Source organism: Empedobacter sp. UBA5528 (assembly GCF_002426075.1).
GTDB lineage: Bacteria > Bacteroidota > Bacteroidia > Flavobacteriales > Weeksellaceae > Empedobacter > Empedobacter falsenii_B.
On record NZ_DINY01000044.1, the window covers coordinates 1 to 22,854 of the forward strand.

Here is a 22,854-nt window from a genome sequence, read left to right on the forward strand (position 1 = left end):
GTATCCGGATGATGTTTTGGACTTTATTAATGAGCTTTCTGATGAAAAGAAAGATGAGGTAATTGCGCAATTAGAAGACCAAGAACATGCCCGTGAAATTGTAGATCTTTTACGTTATGACGAAGATACGGCTGGAGGTTTGATGGGGAAAGAGTTGATAAAAGTCAACAAAGATTGGTCGGTAATTACAGCAGTAAAACAAATGCGAAAACAAGCTGAGGATTTAGAAGAGGTTTTCTCTATTTATGTTGTTGATGAAGATGAAAAATTACTTGGAACGTTGAGTTTAAAGCGTTTATTGACGACTTCTGCAAATACAAAAGTTGCTGATGTTTACAATGAAAAGATCCAATATGTAAAGACTTATTCAAAAGATATGGAGGTTGCAAAAGTAATCGAAAAATATGATTTGTATGAAGTGCCTGTTGTAGATGAATTAATGCGTTTGGTAGGTGTAATTACGGTGGATGATGTGATTGATGTTATTCGTGAAGAAGCTGAAGAAAATTATCAATTAGCAGCCGGGATTACTCAAAATGTCGATTCGGATGATAATATCTTAAAATTAACTCGTGCTCGTCTACCCTGGCTTTTATTGGCTTTGGTAGGTAGTTTTGTTGCTGTTAATGTGTCGCAAAGTTTTAGCGATGCGATGAATTTGTATCCGCAATTATTCTTTTTTACACCGCTTGTTGCCGCCATGGCAGGAAATGTTGGTGTGCAATCTTCTGCGATTATTGTGCAAGGTTTGGCGAATAGTAATATTTCGGGTTCTATTTGGAAAAGATTAGGAAAAGAAATGTTATTGGCTTTATTGAATAGTTCATTATTAGCTTTTGTACTTTTATTGGCGACGCATTTCTTGATGAGCGCAAGCTACGAAATTTCTTCAACCATTGTATTAGCTTTAGTAATTGTAATGATTTTAGCAAGTTTGATTGGGACATTTATTCCAATTATGTTGCATAAATATGGTGTTGATCCTGCTATTGCAACAGGTCCATTTATCACAACAAGTAATGATATCTTTGGTTTATTGATTTACTTTTCGATTGCGAAAATGATTTTAGGATTTTAAAAAAAATAAAATGAATACATTAAAAAATAATAGGAATTGCAACCCAAACATCTAACAATAATAGTCAAGCGATTGAAGATTTAGGAAAGTTATGGCATCAATTTTTTGCAGAAAATATTATTGCTAAAATTCCGAATGCGATAAGCTCTAATATTTATTCGGTTTTATACAGATTACGAAAGTGATTTTAGAGGAAAATATACGACAATTATTGGTTGCGAAGTTTCTTCTTTAGATGAAATTCCAGAAGGGATGGTTGGGCGAGAATTTGAGCCACAAACATTCAAAAAATATATTGCCAAAGGAGAATTGCATGAAGCAGTTGGAAAAACTTGGACAGAAATTTGGAATTATGATGCAAATCTAAATTGTACGTATAAATATGATTAAGAATTGTACACCGAAAAAGCTCAAAATCCTGCTGATGCCGAAATAGAGATTTATATTGGTGTGAAAGAATAGTAATTAGTACTGAGATACTAGAATTTTGATATTAGAAAATAATATTAATAAAATGAGCTGAAAAGTTTTACTTTCAGCTCATTTTTTATTTTGGATATTTTGTAGGATTCTATGCGCATTAAAGAACTGCATAAATAAAAAAGTTTTTTCTTCTTCATTAGTTTCAAAAAAAAACAAATAAGGAAAAGATCTAAAAGGTTTTGAATGCAAATTTCTATAGTTCACTTGATAGAAATGATTATTTCCAAAGTTTCCAAAACTTTTGTTAATTCAGCTAAATAAGATTTTGCCGCAGATGTAGAAAAGTTTGAATAATAAGAAAGAGCTTATTCAAAATCTTGGGCAGCTTCAGAACAAATTCTAATCTTATAAATCATATTTTTCGTGCAATTCTTTCAATACATCTTTTGCATTAAAGAAATTTTCTTTTAGCTCGTTAAGTCGATTATCCAAAATTTCTTTTTGTTCGTCACTTAATTCAAATTCAGTTTCTTGATTATGTTTATAAGTCAAAAAATCAATATAAGGCTCAACTTCTTCCAAAAGTGATTCAGGAAGTTGTTTCAATTTAGAATTCACTTGTTCAATAGTTGTTGCATTCATAATTATTAATTTTACAAAACAGTTGTCGCTCTAACAAAGTTACAAAAAGTATACCTTATTATATAATCAAGATTTTGTGTAATATTTCTGATTATTTTTTCAATAAAATCTTAAACTCAGTTCCGATTTCTTTGGATGATTTGGAAACAAATATTTTTCCTTTGTGGTAGTCTTCGATAATTCGTTTTGCTAATGATAATCCTAATCCCCAACCACGTTTTTTGGTTGTAAAGCCAGGTTGAAAAATCTTTTTCTGTAATTTGGTCGGAATTCCAGAACCTGTATCAGCAATAGAAATTTCAACAAATTTACCTTTCGTTTTTATATCGATATCCAAAACGCCTTTATTTTGCATGGCGTCAGCTGCATTTTTCATCAAATTTTCGATAACCCAACTATATAAAGAAGAATTAAGATTAATATTAAATTCTTCTACATCTGTAACAAAATTTACTTCAATTCCTTTGGAAATGCGTTGAGAAATATAATCCACTGTTTGTTTGGAAGTTGAAATAATATCAGTTTGTTTGAGTTCAGAAGTTGAACCAATTTTCGAGAAACGTTCGGCAATATGTTTCAATCGATTCACATCTTTTTCAATTTCTATAACCGAAGTTTGATCGATTTCTTCCAATTTCAATAATTCGACCCAACCCATTAAAGAAGAAAGTGGAGTTCCAATTTGATGCGCTGTTTCTTTTGCCATTCCGGCCCATAAATAACTTTTTTCGGTGTCACGAATTGTTTTGAAATACCAATATGAAAATCCAAAAAACAATAAAATCAATAAAATAATGATGAGTGGATAATATTGTAATTGATTAAGAAGTTTTGAATTTTTGAAATAAACATAATTTTTAGTTCCGATTAATTCAACATCAATTGTTTGTTCGGACGATTTCATTTTGTTGACATATTTTTTTAATTGAACCGAATCTTTTACGATCGATTCATCAATATTTTTGGTGTCTACAATAATGCCTTTTTCGTCTACAAGTGCAACAGGAATTGATTTGTTGTCTTCAATTAATTTGAATAGAAAATCTTGCGTTTTCGGATCTAAAAATTCGGATGAGCTTATCAACTCTAACGATCGCGCATAATTCTCTACACGTTTGTGTTCTTCACGTTTTAGCTCTTGTACAATTTTGTTACTCGACCATATTGTAATAGCGAAAATCACAAATATTATAAAGAATCCAATCCAACGTTTGTTTATTTTTTTTGTTAGAAAATTTCTCATCTAAATGTAAAATCTTTCTTAAATTTATATCAAATGTAATGATTATTTGATTATAATATATTTTTATGGCGAGATAAGATAAATATGATGAAAGTAATTTTTTTTAAAGCCTTAAATAGTTTATTTTTGTAGCTAAATCTCATAGAGAGTAAAATTTATGGATCGTTTTTCGTTTTTAAATGCCGCTCATTTAGAGTTTATAGGCGACTTATATGATCAATACGTCCAATATCCGGATAGTATTGAACCAAGTTGGAAAGCTTTTTTCCAAGGGTATGACTTTGCGAATGCAACATATGATGGAGAGCCATTATTTGCACCAGCAACACAAACAGCTCCTAACAGAGCTAGTCAAACAACGCAAGCAGTAGTTAATCCTGCAGTAGTATCTCAAGTTCCAGACAACGTACAGAAAGAATTTAAAGTCATCAATTTGATTGATGCTTACCGTACGCGTGGACACTTATTTACAAAGACTAACCCGGTTAGAGCGCGTAGAACTTTTGAACCTTCATTAGACATCAAGAACTTCGGTTTGACAGATGCCGATTTAGGATTGACATTCAATGCTGGTGAAATTTTAGGTATTGGTGGACCAATCACTTTACGTGAAATCATTGGACACTTAGAAAACATGTACTGCGAATCTATCGGAATCGAGTATATGTATGTAAGAGAACCTCAAAGAATTAATTGGATTCAGAATTGGTTAAACCAAAACTTGAATCAACCAAAATTATCTAAGGAGGAGAAAGAACGTGTTTTAGAAAAGTTGAATGAAGCAACTGCTTTTGAAAACTTTATGCACACGAAATATGTTGGACAAAAACGTTTCTCAGTAGAAGGAAATGAATCTTTGATTCCTGCTTTGGATACATTGATTAATCGTTCTGCAGATCACGGCGTACAAGAGGTTATCGTAGGGATGGCTCACCGTGGACGTTTGAATGTTTTGGCTAACATTTTTGGAAAATCATATTCTCAAATCTTTTCAGAATTCGAAGGAAAAGCTTTTGATACAGATTTAATGGCTGGTGATGTTAAATATCACATGGGATCATCTAATCAAATCAAAGCATTGAATGGAAAAGATATCCGAATCAATTTAGCACCAAATCCATCTCACTTAGAAACTGTAGATGCAGTTGTAGAAGGGATTACACGTGCAAAAGTTGAAGAAGATTACAAAGATGATTATTCTAAAATCATTCCAATCTTAATTCATGGTGATGCTGCTGTAGCTGGACAAGGAATCGTTTACGAGGTTGTTCAAATGGCAGGATTAGACGGATACAAAACAGGTGGAACAGTACACGTTGTGGTAAATAACCAAATTGGGTTTACAACAAACTACTTAGATGCGCGTACATCTACATATTGTACAGATGTTGCAAAAGTAACATTGTCTCCTGTAATGCATGTAAATTCTGATGATGTAGAAGCGGTAGTTCACGCTTTCCGTTTTGCAGCAGATTATCGTGCAGAATTCGGTTCTGATGTATTCATCGATTTATTAGGATACCGTAAATATGGACATAACGAAGGTGATGAACCAAAATTCACTCAACCTAAATTATATAACTTAATCGCTAAACATCCAAATCCTCGTGAAATTTACAAGGATAAATTATTAAAAGAAGGTGTAATTGGTGAAGAAATCGTTAAACAAAAAGAAGCTGAATTTAAGGCTTTATTAGAAACGAATTTCGAAGCTTCTAAAGAAATTGAGCGTAATCACATTTTCCCTTTCATGCCAGAAGAGTGGGAAGGATTTGAAATAGCTGATGATGCAAAAGTTTTTGAACAAGCAAATACTGCTTACGACGAAGCAAAATTAAAAGAAATTGCAAAAGCTGTTTCTACAGTTCCAGAAGGTAAAAAATTAATCAAAAAAGTTTCTCGTTTAATTGAAGGACGTGGAAAAATGATTGAGGAAGATAAAATCGACTGGGGATTAGGAGAAGCTTTAGCTTTCGGTTCTATCTTAACAGACGGACGTAACGTGCGTGTTTCTGGTGAAGATGTAGAACGCGGAACGTTCTCTCACCGTCATGCAGTTGTAAAAACTGAAGACACAGAAGAAGAAATTATCTTATTAAACCATATTAATGATGAGCAAGGTCAATTAAGAATCTACAACTCATTATTATCTGAATATGCAGTTTTAGGTTTCGATTATGGATATGCTATGGCAAATCCTAAAGCGTTAACTATTTGGGAAGCTCAATTTGGAGATTTTGTGAATGGAGCACAAATCGTAATCGACCAATATATTTCTGCAGCAGAAGATAAATGGAAATTACAAAACGGTTTAGTAATGTTATTACCTCATGGATACGAAGGGCAAGGAGCAGAGCACTCTTCAGCACGTTTAGAGCGTTTCTTACAAATGTGTGCTGGTAACAATATGTTTGTTGCTAATATCACAACTCCAGCTAATTTCTTCCACGCATTAAGAAGACAGGTTGTAACAGATTACCGCAAACCATTGGTTGTAATGTCTCCAAAATCATTATTACGTCATCCATCAGCAGTATCTTCATTAGCAGATTTCACAAATGGAGGTTTCCAAGAAATTATCGAAGATGTAACAGTAGATGTGAAAAAAGTGAAAAAAGTAGTTTTCTGTTCAGGAAAAATCTACTACGATTTAGACAAAAAACGCCAAGAATTAGGAGATAAAGAAACTGCAATTATTCGTTTAGAGCAATTATATCCTTTAAATGAAGAAAAAGTAGATGCTATCATCTCTAAATTTGGTAATGCTAAATTGGTTTGGGCACAAGAAGAACCAGAAAATATGGGAGCTTGGATGTATATCTTACGTAAATTAAGAAAATATCCATTCGACGTAGTTTCTCCAGCAGAAAGTGCTGCAACAGCGCCAGGTTCAAGCAAACGTTGGGCTGCAATTTACGAAGAGGTAATTAATAAAGTATTCAATTAAAAAATAAAGCTAATAGATATGTTAGAAATGAAAGTCCCATCACCAGGGGAATCAATCACAGAAGTAGAGATCGCTACGTGGTTAGTAAAAGACGGTGATTACGTAGAAAAAGACCAAGCAATTGCAGAGGTTGACTCAGATAAAGCAACATTAGAATTACCAGCAGAAGAAAGTGGAATTATCACTTTGAAAGCGGAAGAAGGTGATGTTGTAGAAGTAGGACAAGTTGTTTGTCTTATTGATACATCAGCTGCTAAACCAGAAGGAGGAAGCGCTCCAGCTGCAGAAGCACCAAAAGCTGAGGTTAAAGAAGAAGTAAAAGCTGCTCCAGCTCCAGTTGCTACACCAGCACCTGCTGCTCCAGCTGCAACTTACGCTACGGGAACTCCATCTCCAGCGGCTAAAAAAGTTTTAGACGAAAAAGGTATCGATGCTTCTCAAGTAAAAGGTTCAGGACGTGACGGACGTATCACTCAAGATGATGCAGCTCGTTTTACACCAGCAATGGGAACTTCTACTCAAGGAACTCGTGCTCAATCAGAGAAAAAATTATCATCATTACGTCGTAAAATTGCACAACGTTTAGTTTCTGTTAAAAATGAAACTGCAATGTTAACTACATTCAACGAAGTTGATATGTCTGCAATTTTTGCTTTACGTAACCAATATAAAGACGAATTCAAAGCTAAACACGGTGTTGGTTTAGGATTCATGTCTTTCTTTACAAAAGCAGTTACACGCGCATTAGAGTTATACCCAGACGTAAACTCTATGATTGACGGTGACTACCAAGTAAAATTTGACTTTGCTGACGTTTCTGTTGCAGTATCAGGACCAAAAGGTTTAATGGTGCCAGTTGTACGTAATGCAGAAAACTTAACTTTCCGTGGTGTTGAGCAATCTATCAAAGATTTAGCAATCAAAGTACGTGACGGAAAAATTTCTGTTGATGAAATGACAGGAGGTACATTTACAATCACTAATGGTGGTGTATTTGGATCTATGATGTCTACACCAATCATCAACCCACCTCAATCAGGTATCTTAGGAATGCACAATATCGTTGAGCGTCCAGTTGTTAAAAACGGACAAATTGTTATCGCTCCAATGATGTATGTTGCTTTATCTTATGACCACCGTATCATCGACGGACGCGAATCTGTAGGATTCTTAGTTGCTGTTAAAGAAGCGGTAGAAGATCCATTAAACGTATTAATGGGAGGTGACGCTAAAAGAGCTTTAGAATTGTAATACATAAAACATTCTAACAATCCATAAATTGAAAGCCATTCGAAAGAATGGCTTTTTTGGTTTATAAGTTGAGATTACCTAATTCTCCCTTCCTCTTCATTTACTTTATTCTCTTTCGAGATGGTTTTATTCAATCGGCCAAAATTATATTTAACACTAACTGATAGTTCTTGATAATCGACTAAAAATAGATTTTTAGAACTTATTTTATCATAATTCAGTGTTTCGCTAAATTTCATTTGTTTGAATAAATCATTGAAACGAATAGAAAAATCAAAGTTTTTGTATGATTTTGTCAATCCAAGATTAACGATAACTTGAGAATTTCGATCATAAATTCCTTCAGTTCGTTTGCTTAACCAATATCCATCAACCATAAAGTTGAAATCTTTTCCCAATTTGAAATTGTGATTAGAGTATAAATAGATATACGGAATCGATTTTTTTAACACAGCTTTTTCATCAATTATTTTACTATAAATTATAGCTAAACTAATTTGTGTTGACCAAAATTTATATTCGAATGGAACATCCAAAGCAACAGAAATGTTTTCTTCTTTTTCGAAATTAATCGTTGTAAATGTTGAAATATTTCTCACATCATTATAAATTAATGTATAATTCATCGGATTTTTACTTTGATAATACGTCACATTCATGTTCCATTTTTTTAATGAATAATTCGCTGAAAATGTGTCGGTGTAAGTAGGTAAAATATTAAAATTTCCACTGTATTCGATATAAGGACTTCCGTACAAATTCCCAGAAGAAAGATTGCTGTAATTCGGTCTGTCAATCGTACGTTTATAGTAAATTGTTAACGCATTTTTATTATCAAAAGTGTAATTAATTTCTGCATTCGGAAACCAATCGATGTATTTTTTATCAATATCCGAAAGTTGTTTTATTTCATCAAGACCTTTAGAATTAGTCGTTTCTGTTCTTAATCCAGCTTTATAATTCCATTTTTCATAATTTTTAGTGTATTGCAAATAGGCGGAAAGATTCAGTTCTTTGAAATTATAAAGAAATTCTTCTGATGATTGTTGAGGAAAAAATGTTTCATTATTCGTCTCAGATTTAGCGTGTGTAAAACGTCCTCCAAATTCAATTTTTTGATCAGATTCAAACTTTTTCTCTACATCAAATTTTCCTGCAAAAACCTTAAGACGATATTTTTGATAGCGCGATTGATTGTATTCGACATCATTCTCATTAATCTTATTATAAAAATCATATGTTGTTCCTGTATTATAAATCGTGTATTGTAATCCTGTTAAAATACTTGCGTCAATTGATTGAATATTTTTATTGTAATTCACCAAAGTATTCACAAAATTTCGATGATTTTCATTATCATTTAACGTTAAAATAGATTGATTTTCATTGTTTTCGGTATATTCTGTTTTGGTATCAAGCAAACCTTTATCTTTTCTAAAATTTGAATTAATAGCAAACGAAAAATAATCTCCAGATTCATTTAATTCCTGAAAAAAGCTTGTGTTTACAATAAAATGTGGACGTTTAGTTTGCGATTTTATGAAATAATTGGACTGAATATTTTTGTCTTTTATGCGATAATCGAATCCATTTCCTTCCCACGGATTTAGTTGATTATAAGATGCGTTCAGTTTAAATTCGCTTTTATTTTTACGAATTTGAAAAGTCGAATTGAAATAATTATTAAACTTTCTTTTGAAAGATAATGTTTCTTGCAAAGTCAATTTTAAACCTTCTTTTTTACTTTTCTTTAGATTAATTTTTACGATAGATTTTCCATTTGCTTCATATTTAGCAGAAGGGTTTTTGATAATTTCAATCGATTTTATGTCCTCAATTGCTAAACTCGAAATGGTAGAAAAATCAACTTGTTGATCGTCCAAATACAACAAAGGATTTCCTTTTCCAATAATCGTCAATGTTTCTTGATCTGCGCCTAACATGACGCTTGGTAATTTTGAAAATAATTCTTTAGTTGTAGCAAGTTTATTAAAATTTGAATTGGCGACATCAATATTATAATTGCCATTTTCTATTTTGAAAGTTTCTTTTTTTCCATTGATTATAACTTCATCAATTTGTACAGTTTCATCAATATTTAAGTGAAATGTTTTATTTTCGTTTAAATAAAAAGGTTCTTCATCTTGAATATTATTGTCATAAATAACAGAAATTAAATAGATTTTAGGTTCTAAATTTTCAAAGTTAAATTTAGAATTTTCAGTTTCAATTGTTTGAATAACATTTTGAAATTCATCGTATAAAATAACTTTTGCGTGAATTGTTTTTGACTCTTTTTCTGATGAAATATAGCCTGTAATCGAATATTTTTCTTGTGCAAAAGCAAAAGAGCTAATCAAAATGAGAATTAATTGTAGAAACTTCATAATAAAATTGTGTTGATTATTGTTTTACTTACATTTAGAGGAAGTAAAATTTTTGTTTGAACAATTTTAATTTATATTTTTAAATGTTTTTTATCAACTTGGTGTCAAATGATAATTGTTTACAATATTATTTAAATTAAAGAAATACAATATGTTACGTTTTATGATTTCGGGAAATAGGTTTCTTAAATTTATTATAGTTATTCTATTCATATTCAGTTCAGTAAATATGTTTGGAAAAACACAAAAAGATAAAGCTGAATTTTTGCGTCAAAAAAATAATGATTTGGTTGAAGAAAATCTTCGAATTATTGATTCAACGATTTCAACAGCTTATCGATTGAATGATAAAGTTGTGTTGAGTGAAGCTTATATCGAAAAAGGAAATTATTTTTTGGAGCAACGTAATTACAATAATGCATTGAAAAATTTCACCATTTCGAAACAACTATCAACTGAAATAAAAGATGATTTTACATTTTATTCTTCGCTTGTTGGAATTGCGAAAACAAAAGAAAACTTACATGAAATCAAGGAATCTATAGTGTTATACGAAACTTCTTTATCATATTTCGAAAAGCATAAACAGCAACCAAAATCGTTCAGCATTTATCTTTCCATTCTTGGGAAATTGTCTTATTTATATAGCAAAACAAATCATCTGAACAAAAGTGATTATTACAACAAAATTGAATTATCTGAAACGGTTGATACGGTAAATTATCAATATGCTTTGAAGAATAAAGGAATTATTGATTTCTACAAAAAAGATTATAATTCGGCATTTAATACATTGAAAAAAGCACAACAAGCTTTCTGGAAGCAAAATGATATCAAATGGTATGTGATTTCGGAGCAATTTTTAGGTGAAATTTTATATCAACAAAAGCGAAATAGAGAAGCAATCCAATATTTTGAAAATGTTGTGGAATTCTCAAAACAATATAAAATTCTTGATGAAGAACTGCGACTTTCTTATGAACGAGTAGTTGAATACAACGAGAAATATGGAAATAGTCGAGATAAATTATTATCTGTAAATAATTTATTGTCTTTTGATAGTTTATTTTATGTGGCTGATCATACTGTTTTGAAACCAAATCTCGAGAAATATGAAAATACATTCCTGAAAACTGAACGAAATTTATTGAAAGAAAAGAATCAAAACTTCAAAAGATCTTCATTTTTTGGTTTAGTAGTAATTCTAATTTTTGGTGGAATTGTTTTTTATAAAATGAATCAAAAACATCAAAAAAAGAAGAATTATTTACAAAAATGTCTTGATGAAATAACAATACTTGAGTTAGATATTAAGGAAGAAAATCAATTAGAAAAAACAAAATTCGAAGTTGAAATTGATGAAGATTTCGAACAAAGTTTGCAATTATTTGAAGAACAAAAGTTATTTCTAAATCCAAAATTTTCGTTGAATGATTTGGTTCTAGAATTGAACGCCAATCGAACAATTGTGTCAAATTATATTAATCGTTCGAGATCGAAAAATTTTAACCAATATATCAATGAATTGAGAATTAATCATCTTTTGAAACGAATTGAAAATGAGCCAAATCTCAAAAAATACACAATTGATGCGTTGGCAGAAGAAACAGGTTTTAATTCGAGAAAGACTTTTTCAGATGCTTTTTTGGAACATACAGGTTTTCGTCCGTCTCAATATTTACGGAATATTCTTGAATAAAAAAAGCAATCCAATTGGATTGCTTTTTTACTATTATATGAAATTGATTAATTGACTTTACTTAATGTACGAATTCTAATTTCTTGTAAAACATCTTCTACAGACATTCCTACATATGCACCTTCTTCTACAATTGGGTATAATTGATCGTAAGACATAATACGTGTATTGTCGATACGTAAATTTACGTGATAACGATTGAAATCTCTGTGAGATTTAACACCTGTTGCAGAAATTAACTCAGATAAAATATGCATTGTTTTCTTGTGGAAATTATACATACGAGTTGCTTTATCTTCTACGTCTAAACCTTTCATTAATTCACGATCTTGCGTCGCAACACCAACAGGACATGTATTTGTATTACATTGTAATGCTTGGATACATCCTACAGCCATCATCATTGCACGAGCCGAATAAACTAAATCCGCACCAATAGCCATTGCACGAGCAATGTGGAAAGAAGAAATAATTTTTCCAGAAGCTACAACACGAATATCTTTTTTAAGACCATAACCACGTAAAGTATCAACTGCAAAAGCTAAACCATCTAACAAAGGCATACCTAAAGAGTTTGAAAACTCTACAGGAGCAGCTCCAGTTCCTCCTTCACCACCGTCAATTGCAATATAATCTGGTTTGATACCCGTTTTAATCATTGCTTCACAAATCTCGATAAACTCACGTTTAATCCCAATACACAATTTAAATCCAACTGGTTTTCCACCTGATAATTCTCTTAATTGTTTGATGAAATGTAACATTCCTTCTGCATCAGAGAAAGCTGAGTGAGATGGAGGAGAATCAACAGTTGTATATGGTTCTACAGCACGAATCTTAGCGATTTCTGGAGTATTTTTATTTGCTGGTAAAATTCCTCCGTGACCTGGTTTTGCACCTTGAGAAATTTTCAACTCAATCATTTTTACATTTGGTAAAGTAGCACGCTCTACATACTTATCTGGATCGAAACCACCATCAGCTGCACGACATCCAAAATATCCTGTACCAATTTGCCAAATCAAATCTCCACCTGGCTGTAAGTGATATGGAGAAATTCCCCCTTCACCTGTATTGTGCGCAAAGTTTCCTAATTTGGCTCCTTTGTTCATTGCTAATACAGCATTTTCACTTAACGAACCGAAAGACATTGCAGAAATGTTTAATAAACTTGCTAAATAAGGTTGTTTACATTCGCTTCCACCAACTTTTACACGTGGATCATCAGCATGTTTGATTTTTCCTGCATACATCGAGTGATTTAACCACTCATATCCTGGTTCATAAACATCTAATTGCGTCCCAAAAGGAACTGTGTCAATTACATTTTTTGCACGACGATACACCATACTACGCATCAAACGGTCAATAGGTTTCCCTTCAGTATCCGTTTCAACAAAGTATTGCATAATTTCTGGACGAATACTTTCTAACAAATAACGTCCATGTCCAATAATTGGAAAGTTTCTTCTGATAGCGTGTTTTGTTTGCGAGATATCTGCAAATCCTAAAGCAATCAAAGGAAGAATAATTATTAAAGACCATAAGATACCTGGCCAAAAATAAGAGATTACTCCAATTGCAACAAGAGTAACGATAGATCCTACTACGAAAAGTTGTCTTACTTTCATAAGTAAAAATTTAAATGATTTTGATTAAAAATTTGGTGTCAAATATATCTAAAAAAACTCGGTTTAACGCCTATATTTCTGAAATAATTTCTTTTAAATTGTTGATTTCAAACGTTAGAGAAAACCCATTATTTCAAATAAGTTAACAATTATCTAATGTCGTGAAATAAAATGAAATATTATTTAGATTTTTTTAAAAGATGTTCAAACTTTTTGAGAAATGTCAAAAGAATTATTCTTTGTAAACTCTCGTTAAATCCAATAATTTGATTGGTCCCATCGAAAAATTCTTAACTTTTTTATTCAAAAATAACGTTGTTTGATCATAAAATAATGGCAAAATTGGAGCGTTTTGCATCATCAATGCATCCATTTTTTGATAAATTTTGGCACGTTCGTCTAGATTATTGGTCAAAAATGCTTGTTCGTACATTTTATCAAATTCACCATTTTTGTAATGTGAATAATTTGGACCTTCTGGCGCAAAGTTTTTCGAATAATATAAAGACAAAAAGTTTTCGGCATCTGGATAATCTGCTCCCCAATTTGCGCGGAACAACGTAAATTTTCCCGTTGCTTTTCCATCGCGCATCGTTGGTCCAGGTACAACATTCACTTTTATTGGTAAGCCTAATTTTGCCATTTCTGCCGCAATATATTCACAAACATCTACATATTCTTGCACAGTTGTCAGCTCGATTGGTACAATTTTTTCGTTCGTTTTTTTATAGCTATTGATTAGTTCACGTGCTTTTTCGGGAGAATATTTGTAACCACTTTCTGGCGAATAACCTGGTAAACCTTTCGGAATGAAACCTCCATCTGCTTCAAAAGCTTGACCTTTCATCATATATTTGATGATTTTGTTTTTATCAACTCCATAATTTAATGCTTGACGCAATTTCAAATCAACTGCATTGGGCGCATCAAGATAAAAACATAAATAAACGGTACTTAAATAAGGAACTTTTTGAATCGTTAAAATATTTGAATATTTTGGATTCAAATCTCCGATTGGATTTAAAATTTCATCTTTATAAGAAGGATCCAAATCTGCCATCATATCCAAATTACCTTTGATTAATTCTAAAAATTCTGAATTTTTCTCTGGTAAAAATGATAAATTAACCGCTTCTAAATATGGTAAACGTTGTCCTTTTTCATCAAACTCGAAATACTTTGGATTTTTTCTAAAAACCATTTTCACATTATCTTCCCAAATCTTAAATTGAAAAGGGCCTGTACCAATTGGATGTTTCAAGAATTCATCGTTTCCATTTTTGAATAATTCTTTCGGAACAACCGAAGCATATTTCATCGAAATTAATCCCAAAAATGCAGGATAAGCCTCTTTTAATTTAATTTCAAAAAGTGTATCATTTATCGCTTTATATGAATCAATATTATTCATAATCCAACCTCCAGAACCTCCAGCTTTCGGATCTTTTAAACGATTAAAACTATACTCGAAATCTGAAGCCGTTACAATTCGAGTCGAATCTTTTCCGAAAGCTTCATGTTTATGAAAAAAAACATCATTTCTCAAAGTAAAAGAATACGTTTTTCCATCTTCAGAAATTGTCCAAGATTTTGCAATATCTGGCTGAATTTCTAGTTCGTTATCAATCTTCACTAAACTATTGTACATTAAATTGCATGCCCAATTATTGGCTTGTGTACGTGCATTGATAGGATCTAAAGAAGAAATATTATCGTAACGATTTAATTTAAATACTTTGTTTTCATCGATTTCAATTTTCTTAGAACACGAAAATATTGAAACGAATAACATAATGTAGATAAAGTATTTAGTCATTTTGAATAGCTGATTTATTTATGTTTCAAAACTATGGATAATTTCTTAAATTTGCAGCTATGAATAATCAAACTAAAACAGTTGCATTTCATACATTGGGATGTAAACTTAATTTTTCTGAAACTTCGACGATCGCAAGAAACTTGAAAGATAATGGATATCAGAAGGTTGAGTTTACAGATTCTGCGAATGTGTACGTAATCAATACATGTTCGGTAACCGCAAATGCAGACAAAGAGTGCAGAACGATTGTGAAAAATGCAATGAAAGCAAATCCAGAAGGTTTTGTTGTCGTTGTAGGTTGTTATGCGCAGTTGAAACCGCAAGAAATTGCGGAAATGGAAGGTGTTGATTTGGTTTTAGGAGCTGCAGAAAAATTCAATATTGCTGAATATTTAGACGATATCAATAAAAAAGAAGAAACAATTGTACATTCTTGTGAGATTGAAGAAGCCGACTTTTACGTTGGTTCTTATTCAATTGGTGATCGTACGCGTGCTTTTTTGAAAGTGCAAGATGGTTGCGATTATAAATGTACGTATTGTACAATTCCTTTGGCTCGTGGAATTTCGCGTTCGGATACAGTTGAAAATGTTATCAAAAATGCGAATGAGATTGCACAAAAAGGAATCAAAGAAATCGTGTTAACGGGTGTAAATATTGGTGATTACGGGAAAGGTGAATTCGGGAATAAAAAACACGAACATACTTTCTTGGAATTGGTGCAAGAATTGGATCAAGTTGATGCGATAGAACGAATCAGAATTTCTTCGATTGAACCAAATTTATTGAAAAATGAAACAATCGATTTTGTTTCAAAAAGCAATCGATTTGTTCCACATTTCCATATTCCATTACAATCTGGTAGCGATGAGATTTTGAAAAAAATGAAACGTCGTTACTTATCTAATCTTTATTTAGATCGTGTAACAAAAATTCGCGAAGTGATGCCAAATGCATGTATTGGTGTAGATGTAATTGTTGGTTTCCCTGGAGAAACAGAAGAATTGTTTATGGAAACGTATAATTTCTTAAACGAATTACCAATTAGCTATTTACATGTATTTACTTATTCGGAAAGAGATAATACAGAAGCTATCGAATTTGAAGGAGTTGTTGATCAAGGAGAACGTAAACGTCGTAGTAAAATGTTACGTATTTTATCGGAGAAAAAACGTCAAGCTTTTTATCAATCTCAATTAAATTCGACTCAGAAAGTATTGTGGGAACATGATAATAAAGATGGAAAAATGTTTGGTTTTACAGAGAATTATGTAAAAGTTCAGACAGATTTTAAACCTGAATTAGTCAACGAAACGCAAATTGTAGATTTGGTTAGAATCAATCACAATGGAATTGTTGAAGTAAAAATTCAAGAGTTAGAATTAGCAAAATAAAATTGTAAATATTAGTTAAAAAGAAGTTCAGATATTTTGAGCTTCTTTTTTTTGATTTACCTTTACATTTAGGAATGATAATTGTAGTTTTAAATAAAAAATCAAGGTCATGAAAATTATACACTTTATTTTTATAATTTTGTTGTCATTATTTGTAACAAGCTGTGGAACAGTTCAAGTAAGTACAGATTACGACAGATCATCAAATTTTGCATCATATAAAACTTATACTTTTCACCAAAAAGGATTAGATAAGTTAAAGGTTAACGATTTGGATAAGAATCGACTAATTAAAGCAATTGATGCACAAATGGCTACAAAAGGATTTACAAAAGTAAGTTCTGATGCAGACTTAGTCATTAATTTATTGACAAGTTCTAAAGAACAAATTTCTGTAAATAATAACAATTGGGGCTACGGACCTTATGGTTACTATGGAGGATATTACGGCGGAAATAGCGTTTCTTCTTATCAAGTAGGAACAATTGTAATAGACATTATTGATGATAAACGTAATATATTGGTTTGGCAGGGTGTTGGTTCTGATCTTAATTTGAGTAATATCAGTGCTAAAGCAGAAAGAATCCCGAAAGCAATTGAAGAAATTCTTGCTAAATTTCCTCCTCAACCAAAAAAATAAATTTTCGAAAATAATATAGAAAGTTCTTCATTTGGAGAGCTTTTTTTATGAAATGAAGTTTGTATTAAAAAAAGCTTTAATTTTGTTAAAATTATACAATAACTTATGAAAATTTAAAAACCAATCTATTAAGTTTATTTCTTTTAAGTTTATCTACTTTTTCTTTTGCTCAAATCGAATTTGGAGTTAAAGGAGGTGTTGGACTTAGTAACACAACTATTGTTCATGGAGTTTCTAAAGAGAGAGTTGGATTTTTAGTTGGAGGAGTTGCAAAATATCAATTAACTACTCGAAACGAAAATCATTATTTACAAGCCGAAGTTTTATATACTACTCAAGGTGAATATTCGTTATATAAAGAAGGTGGAGAGAAATACAAAGCTTTCTTAAATTATATCAATATTCCAATTATGTATAAATACTATTTTGATGATCAAGGAAAAGATTTCTTCGTTGAAGGTGGTCCTCAATTAGGTTTCAAAGTATCAGAAAAATTTGATGAAAATGAACCTGAAAGAGAAAATAATGTTCCAAAATCGTTTGATTTAGCATTTAATATTGGTGGTGGATATTCTATTGATAGAAAATACGAAATTAATTTACGCTATCAATATGGTTTAATAGATACTTACGACTATAAACGTTGGGATAATGGAACAAATCGTTCATCATTTTTAACTTTAGGAATTACATATTTCTTCAAATAAATTCAAAACCGCTTTATAGCGGTTTTTTTATTATCTTGTTTTAAAATTTAGTCAATGAATTTTAAACAAATTATTATTTTAGGTTTTTTCTTAATTAGTAGTAATCTATTTGCACAAAATACAATTAAAGGAAAAGTGATTGATGAAAAATCGCTTCCAATTATTAATGCTGAAATCTATGTCGATAATTCTACGATTAAATCAAAAACGAACGAAAAAGGTGAATTTGAACTAAGTCTTCCTAATGGACAATATAACTTAATTGTTCGTGCAAGTTTGTTTGAAAATTATATTTTGAATGTTAATACAAATCAAATTACATTTTATAAAGTAGTTTTAGAACCTGAAGTGGTAGCGTTGCAAGAAACAGTTGTTCAAGCAATATCTAAAGAAGATTGGTTGTATTATTATCAGACTTTTTTGAAATTGTTTTTGGGAAGTAATGAAGCTGCAAAAAAATGCAAAATAGAAAATTCGAAAGACTTAAGGTTTAAATATGATAAAAATACACGACAATTATCTGCTACTTCTAGAAATCCTTTAATCATTACAAACAATTACTTAGGTTATAAAATCGAGTATGACTTGGTTGATTTTAATGTTGATTTTAAGTCAAATTATGTCTTAACTCTTGGAACAGCACTTTTTACTGAGTTAAAATCATCAGCTTCTAAAGAAAAAAAATGGCAAGAAAATCGTCGTAAATCTTATTTAGGAAGTATTACTCATTTTATGAAAGCAGTTTATGAGAATAAAATTGAGGAAGAAGGATATGATATAAAACGATTGATTCGCAAGGATAATCCTGAATACATAAAATTTAAAGAAGAAACTTTGTTAGGAGGTAGAATTGAAGGTAAAGTTCCTCCAAAAATAATTACTTACTTAGTTAATCAAAAAGTTCCATCTGATAGTTTGAAAATCGTTGATAATAATAATCAGTATCTTAATTTTAAAGGATTATATTCAGTTGAATACAAAAATGAAAAAGAGGATTTGGACTATGCAAAACAGAATGGTGCAAAATATATTTCGAACCAACTTTCTATTTTCGCTATAAAAAGCGATTTATTAAAAATTGAAGAAAATGGTACATATTACCATCCTGCTAATTTGGTTGTTGAAGGATATTGGAGCTGGGAAAAAATAGCAAACATGGTTCCTATGGATTATAAAATTGAGTAATATTTAAAACCTATTTCTTAATTCCATAATAACGATGGCTTTTCTTTATAGCCCATTTTTCTTTAAAATGAATCCATTTTAGTTGAAAAATCTTGCGCATTAACTTATCTGTATAGCGCATAATAAATACATGATAAATGGTATTCATCACTTGAAAAAACTCATTAGGAAAGGCGCGTAAAGACATTGAAAATCCTGCTTCTAAATAACGATTATAATGCCAATAACCACGTGGGATAAATAAAGCATCGCCATGATTCATGACAAAATCAAAACCTTTTGCGTGTTTCAAAGCTGGGAATTTTTCGTAATCGGGATGATCATAATCAATTTCGTAAATTGTATGTACCGAAAGTGGAACTTTATATAAAGCTTTGGATTGTTTTGGATCAAACAACAAAATTCGTTTATCACCTTGGAACTGAAAATGAATGAAATCCGTCATATCGACATCATAATGCATCAAAACTTTAGCTTCACTTCCTCCAAAAAATAGTGTAGGCAAACGTTCAAAATATTTTAAACCTAGATCAGGATAAGTGAAATTTTTGAGTAATTCGGGAATTTTATCTTTGATGATAAAGAAAAAAATTCTCAAATCAGAGGGCTCTTTTTTGATCAAATCTACATATTCATTAAACTTCATATGTGTAGCAGGAGTGTCCGAACTTTTGTTAGCATCAGCAGGTTTGCTATCGTATAAAGGTACAATTTGTTCTCCAGCTTTTTCTTTGATATAATCGAGATTCCATTTGTCAAAATCTTTCCAATTCTTCGCATAACCTTTCAATAACAAAGGTTTCCTTTTTTTGAGATAATTTTTGATGAAATCTTCTTTCGAAATTGATTCAACTGTATCAATAGTCTGAAATTGCATGCGTTTTAAAGTATTGGATTACTCAAAAATAGAGAATCTATCTGAATTAAAAACAAAAAAGCCAACATATTGTTGACTTTTCATTTATTCTGTTTCTTTAACCATTCGAATCAGATACGCCATATTCCGAATTACACTATTGTGTTTTTTTACAAATGGATTTTCTTTGTTCCAAACGTATCCCGCTAAAACAGCACAAATTTTTTCTTTGACATCAGGATTTTCAGGTTGATGGAAAAATAATTCTTGCAAATTTCCTGTGTACCATTCTTGCACATAAGTGGTGAAAACATCGATACCTTCTTTCATATAATCTTCGTAATCTGTCTGCCAGTCTACTTTTTCGCCATTCATTTCTTTAATAGCAAGCTTAGCAGCTTTCAAACCACTTTCTGTTGCGAAACAAACACCAGAAGAGAAGACAGGGTCTAAAAACTCGGTACTATTTCCTGTCAAAACATAACCATCTCCAAACATTTTAGTCACCGCAGCGGAATAATTTTTTAACCAAATTGGGTTAAATTCAAATGGTAAATTACCAAAACGATTGACGTAAAAATCGGATTTTTGAATTGCATTTTGCAAAGCTTCTGTTGTATCTTGATTGGTTGATAATTGATTGATATAATCTGTTGGGCCAACGATCCCTACACTTGTTTTTCCATTCGAAAAAGGAATTACCCACAACCAAACTTTCGTTTCAATAATATCAAAAGAAATCTGCGTTCTTTCTTGACCTTCAGGGCGACGAACATCATTAATATGTGTGAAAATTGCTGAATGTGGATTTAGTTTTGATGGACTATCAATATTTAATAATCGTGGTAAAACGCGTCCATATCCACTCGCATCAATCAAAAATTTTGCATTGATTTGATACGTTTCTCCATTTTGTTTTTTTACAGTTGTAATCGATTTTTTTCCTTCAAATTGAACATCAATTACTTCTTCATTAAAACGCAAATCTGCACCTTTGTCTATAATTGCATCAGCTAAAGTCATGTCGAAATCAGCACGCGGAACTTGCCAAGTCCAATCTTGTCCTTTCCCAAACTTTTTACTGAAATCGAAAATACAAATTTGTTCGCCTCGAATAAATCTCGCACCAGGTTTTACTTCGAAATTTTGTTTCTCTAAATAAGGTAACAATCCAGCTTCTTCAAAATGATCCATAGAGCGAGGGATCAAACTTTCACCAACAACAATTCTGGGAAATTGAGTTTTTTCTAAAACAATAACTTTAATGTTTTTTTCTCTTAAATAGGCTGCTGCAACCGATCCCGAAGGTCCTGCACCAATGATTAAAACATCTGTATTTTCAATCATGACTTTTTGTATAGTTTTTTAATTATTTTTGCAACTGATTGAGGGAGTAAATAACCAAAATCGATAAATCTTTTACCTAATCAATAACATGACAAAATTAACAATTGACACTATAGAAAACATACTTTTTGAGAATAAAAAATTATTGCTTGATAAATCAACATTTGATCGTGTGGAGAATAGTTTTAAATTTTTAAAAGAATTTTCAAAAAATAAAATAATTTACGGCGTAAATACAGGTTTTGGACCAATGGCACAATATCGTATTGAAGATGAAAATACAATTCAGCTTCAATATAATCTAATCAGAAGTCATTGTACAGGAATTGGAGAACCGTTGACGTTAGACCAAACAAAAGCTGCGGTTATTGCACGTTTTAATACGCTTTCGTTGGGATATTCTGGGATTCATCCTTCAGTTTTAGTATTGATGCAAGAATTAGTAAACCGTGATATTTTACCTGTCATTTATCAACATGGAAGCGTTGGTGCTAGTGGAGATCTGGTTCAATTGGCGCATTTGGCTTTGACATTAATTGGAGAAGGAGAAGTTTTTTATAAAGGAGAAATCAAATCGACGAAAGAAGTGTTTGAACTTGAAAATCTTCAACCAATAGAAGTTCATATTCGCGAAGGTTTATCAATTATGAACGGAACTTCGGTAATGACGGGAATTGGAATGGTAAATTTGATTAAAGTTAATCAATTAATTAATCTTTCGATTACGTTAAGCTCGATGATGAATGAAATTGTACAATCTTTTGATGATCATTATTCAAAACCGTTGAACGAGGCTAAACAACATGTTGGTCAACGTTATGTGGCGAATAAAATGACCGATTTTTTGAATGATAGCAAATTAGTCAAAAAACGTGCAGACGAATTATATCAAGAACGTACTGAGAAAATTTTTGAAGAAAAAGTACAAGAATATTATTCGTTGCGTTGTGTTCCTCAGATTTTAGGACCAATTTATGATACTTGGAATGCCGCGAAAGAAGTACTAGAAAATGAAATAAATTCGGCGAGTGATAATCCAATTATCGATGTTGAAAATCAAACTGTTCATCATGGAGGAAATTTTCATGGCGATTATGTTTCATTAGAATTGGATAAATTAAAATTGGCTGTTACGCGTCTATCAATGCTAAGTGAACGTCAATTAAACTATTTAGTCAATCCAAAAATCAATAATATTTTACCACCTTTTGTCAATTTAGGAACGCTTGGTTTTAATTTCGGTTTGCAAGCTGCTCAATTTACGGCGACTTCTACAACAGCTGAAAATCAAACACTTTCTACGTCAATGTATGTGCATAGTATTCCAAACAACAATGATAATCAAGATATTGTGAGTATGGGAACAAATGCGGCTACGATTTGTGCAAAAGTGATTGATAATACGTTCGAAGTGTTGACGGTTCAGAGTATGGCTGTAACGCAAGCGATAGAATTTCTACAAATACAAGATAAATTATCTTCGAAAGGGAAAGCATTTTATGATTCGATTCGTAAAATTGTTCCTGTATTTAAAGAAGATGAGGTGATTTATCCTTATCTTAAGGAAGTTAAAAAATATTTACTAAATAATAAAGTAAACTAAAG

At 31.3% G+C, this 22,854-nt stretch carries 17 protein-coding genes; 10 read left to right on the plus strand and 7 right to left on the minus strand.

Annotated features, from left to right (window positions below; all coding sequences use genetic code 11):
- Both mgtE and B4L98_RS14705 read left to right on the plus strand, forming a co-directional pair.
- Window positions 1-1,078 (plus strand): magnesium transporter (mgtE, locus tag B4L98_RS09885; protein ID WP_291078156.1); only part of this gene is annotated, 1,078 nt, incomplete at its 5' end.
- Window positions 1,079-1,288: 210 nt separating this feature from the next.
- Window positions 1,289-1,468, plus strand: a complete 180-nt coding sequence (locus tag B4L98_RS14705; protein WP_376741538.1) for a hypothetical protein — start codon at window positions 1,289-1,291, stop codon at window positions 1,466-1,468.
- Between the two features lie 438 nt (window positions 1,469-1,906).
- Here B4L98_RS14705 and B4L98_RS09895 read toward each other — a convergent pair whose 3' ends face one another.
- Both B4L98_RS09895 and B4L98_RS09900 read right to left on the minus strand, forming a co-directional pair.
- Window positions 1,907-2,143, minus strand: coding sequence for a hypothetical protein (locus tag B4L98_RS09895; protein ID WP_221855315.1), 237 nt, complete (start codon window positions 2,141-2,143; stop codon window positions 1,907-1,909).
- Between the two features lie 91 nt (window positions 2,144-2,234).
- Window positions 2,235-3,386, minus strand: a complete 1,152-nt coding sequence (locus B4L98_RS09900; protein ID WP_291078159.1) for a sensor histidine kinase — start codon at window positions 3,384-3,386, stop codon at window positions 2,235-2,237.
- A 157-nt stretch (window positions 3,387-3,543) separates the two neighbouring features.
- On the opposite strand from B4L98_RS09900, the gene B4L98_RS09905 reads away from it, so the two are divergent.
- The gene (locus tag B4L98_RS09905; RefSeq protein WP_291078161.1) at window positions 3,544-6,333 is read left to right on the plus strand and encodes a 2-oxoglutarate dehydrogenase E1 component; all 2,790 of its coding nucleotides are present in this window, start codon (window positions 3,544-3,546) and stop codon (window positions 6,331-6,333) included.
- 18 nt (window positions 6,334-6,351) lie between these two features.
- Complete coding sequence (gene odhB, locus B4L98_RS09910; RefSeq protein ID WP_185096030.1) at window positions 6,352-7,584, plus strand: 2-oxoglutarate dehydrogenase complex dihydrolipoyllysine-residue succinyltransferase; 1,233 nt, start codon at window positions 6,352-6,354, stop codon at window positions 7,582-7,584.
- 74 nt (window positions 7,585-7,658) lie between these two features.
- On the opposite strand, the gene B4L98_RS09915 is transcribed toward odhB, so the two are convergent.
- Window positions 7,659-9,971 (minus strand): outer membrane beta-barrel family protein, encoded by a 2,313-nt coding sequence (locus B4L98_RS09915; RefSeq protein ID WP_291078163.1) that lies wholly within the window; start codon window positions 9,969-9,971, stop codon window positions 7,659-7,661.
- A gap of 229 nt (window positions 9,972-10,200) precedes the next feature.
- Here B4L98_RS09915 and B4L98_RS09920 point away from each other — a divergent pair, with 229 nt between their 5' ends.
- Entirely contained in the window at window positions 10,201-11,670 is a 1,470-nt protein-coding gene (locus B4L98_RS09920) for a helix-turn-helix domain-containing protein (RefSeq protein ID WP_291059101.1), read from the plus strand.
- 47 nt (window positions 11,671-11,717) lie between these two features.
- Here B4L98_RS09920 and B4L98_RS09925 read toward each other — a convergent pair whose 3' ends face one another.
- Entirely contained in the window at window positions 11,718-13,301 is a 1,584-nt protein-coding gene (locus B4L98_RS09925; RefSeq protein WP_280035759.1) for an FMN-binding glutamate synthase family protein, read from the minus strand.
- Window positions 13,302-13,533: 232 nt separating this feature from the next.
- The gene (locus B4L98_RS09930; RefSeq protein ID WP_286496118.1) at window positions 13,534-15,117 is read right to left on the minus strand and encodes an ABC transporter substrate-binding protein; all 1,584 of its coding nucleotides are present in this window, start codon (window positions 15,115-15,117) and stop codon (window positions 13,534-13,536) included.
- Between the two features lie 59 nt (window positions 15,118-15,176).
- Here B4L98_RS09930 and mtaB point away from each other — a divergent pair, with 59 nt between their 5' ends.
- From mtaB to B4L98_RS09950, 4 genes are all read left to right on the plus strand, one after another.
- On the plus strand, window positions 15,177-16,514 hold the full coding sequence (gene mtaB, locus B4L98_RS09935; RefSeq protein WP_291078165.1) for a tRNA (N(6)-L-threonylcarbamoyladenosine(37)-C(2))-methylthiotransferase MtaB: 1,338 nt from the start codon (window positions 15,177-15,179) through the stop codon (window positions 16,512-16,514).
- A 109-nt stretch (window positions 16,515-16,623) separates the two neighbouring features.
- Window positions 16,624-17,154 (plus strand): DUF4136 domain-containing protein, encoded by a 531-nt coding sequence (locus B4L98_RS09940; protein WP_291072087.1) that lies wholly within the window; start codon window positions 16,624-16,626, stop codon window positions 17,152-17,154.
- Between the two features lie 98 nt (window positions 17,155-17,252).
- Complete coding sequence (locus B4L98_RS09945; protein WP_221855012.1) at window positions 17,253-17,861, plus strand: porin family protein; 609 nt, start codon at window positions 17,253-17,255, stop codon at window positions 17,859-17,861.
- Between the two features lie 54 nt (window positions 17,862-17,915).
- Window positions 17,916-19,046 (plus strand): carboxypeptidase-like regulatory domain-containing protein, encoded by a 1,131-nt coding sequence (locus tag B4L98_RS09950; RefSeq protein ID WP_280049813.1) that lies wholly within the window; start codon window positions 17,916-17,918, stop codon window positions 19,044-19,046.
- Between the two features lie 10 nt (window positions 19,047-19,056).
- On the opposite strand, the gene B4L98_RS09955 is transcribed toward B4L98_RS09950, so the two are convergent.
- A complete protein-coding gene (locus B4L98_RS09955) occupies window positions 19,057-19,923 on the minus strand; it encodes a cupin-like domain-containing protein (protein WP_291059092.1) in 867 nt (288 codons plus the stop codon).
- Between the two features lie 84 nt (window positions 19,924-20,007).
- Complete coding sequence (locus B4L98_RS09960) at window positions 20,008-21,249, minus strand: NAD(P)/FAD-dependent oxidoreductase (RefSeq protein WP_291046926.1); 1,242 nt, start codon at window positions 21,247-21,249, stop codon at window positions 20,008-20,010.
- A gap of 88 nt (window positions 21,250-21,337) precedes the next feature.
- Here B4L98_RS09960 and B4L98_RS09965 point away from each other — a divergent pair, with 88 nt between their 5' ends.
- Window positions 21,338-22,852: an HAL/PAL/TAL family ammonia-lyase gene (locus B4L98_RS09965; RefSeq protein WP_038332296.1), complete on the plus strand. Its 1,515-nt coding sequence runs from the start codon at window positions 21,338-21,340 to the stop codon at window positions 22,850-22,852.
- Window positions 22,853-22,854: the final 2 nt, after the last annotated feature.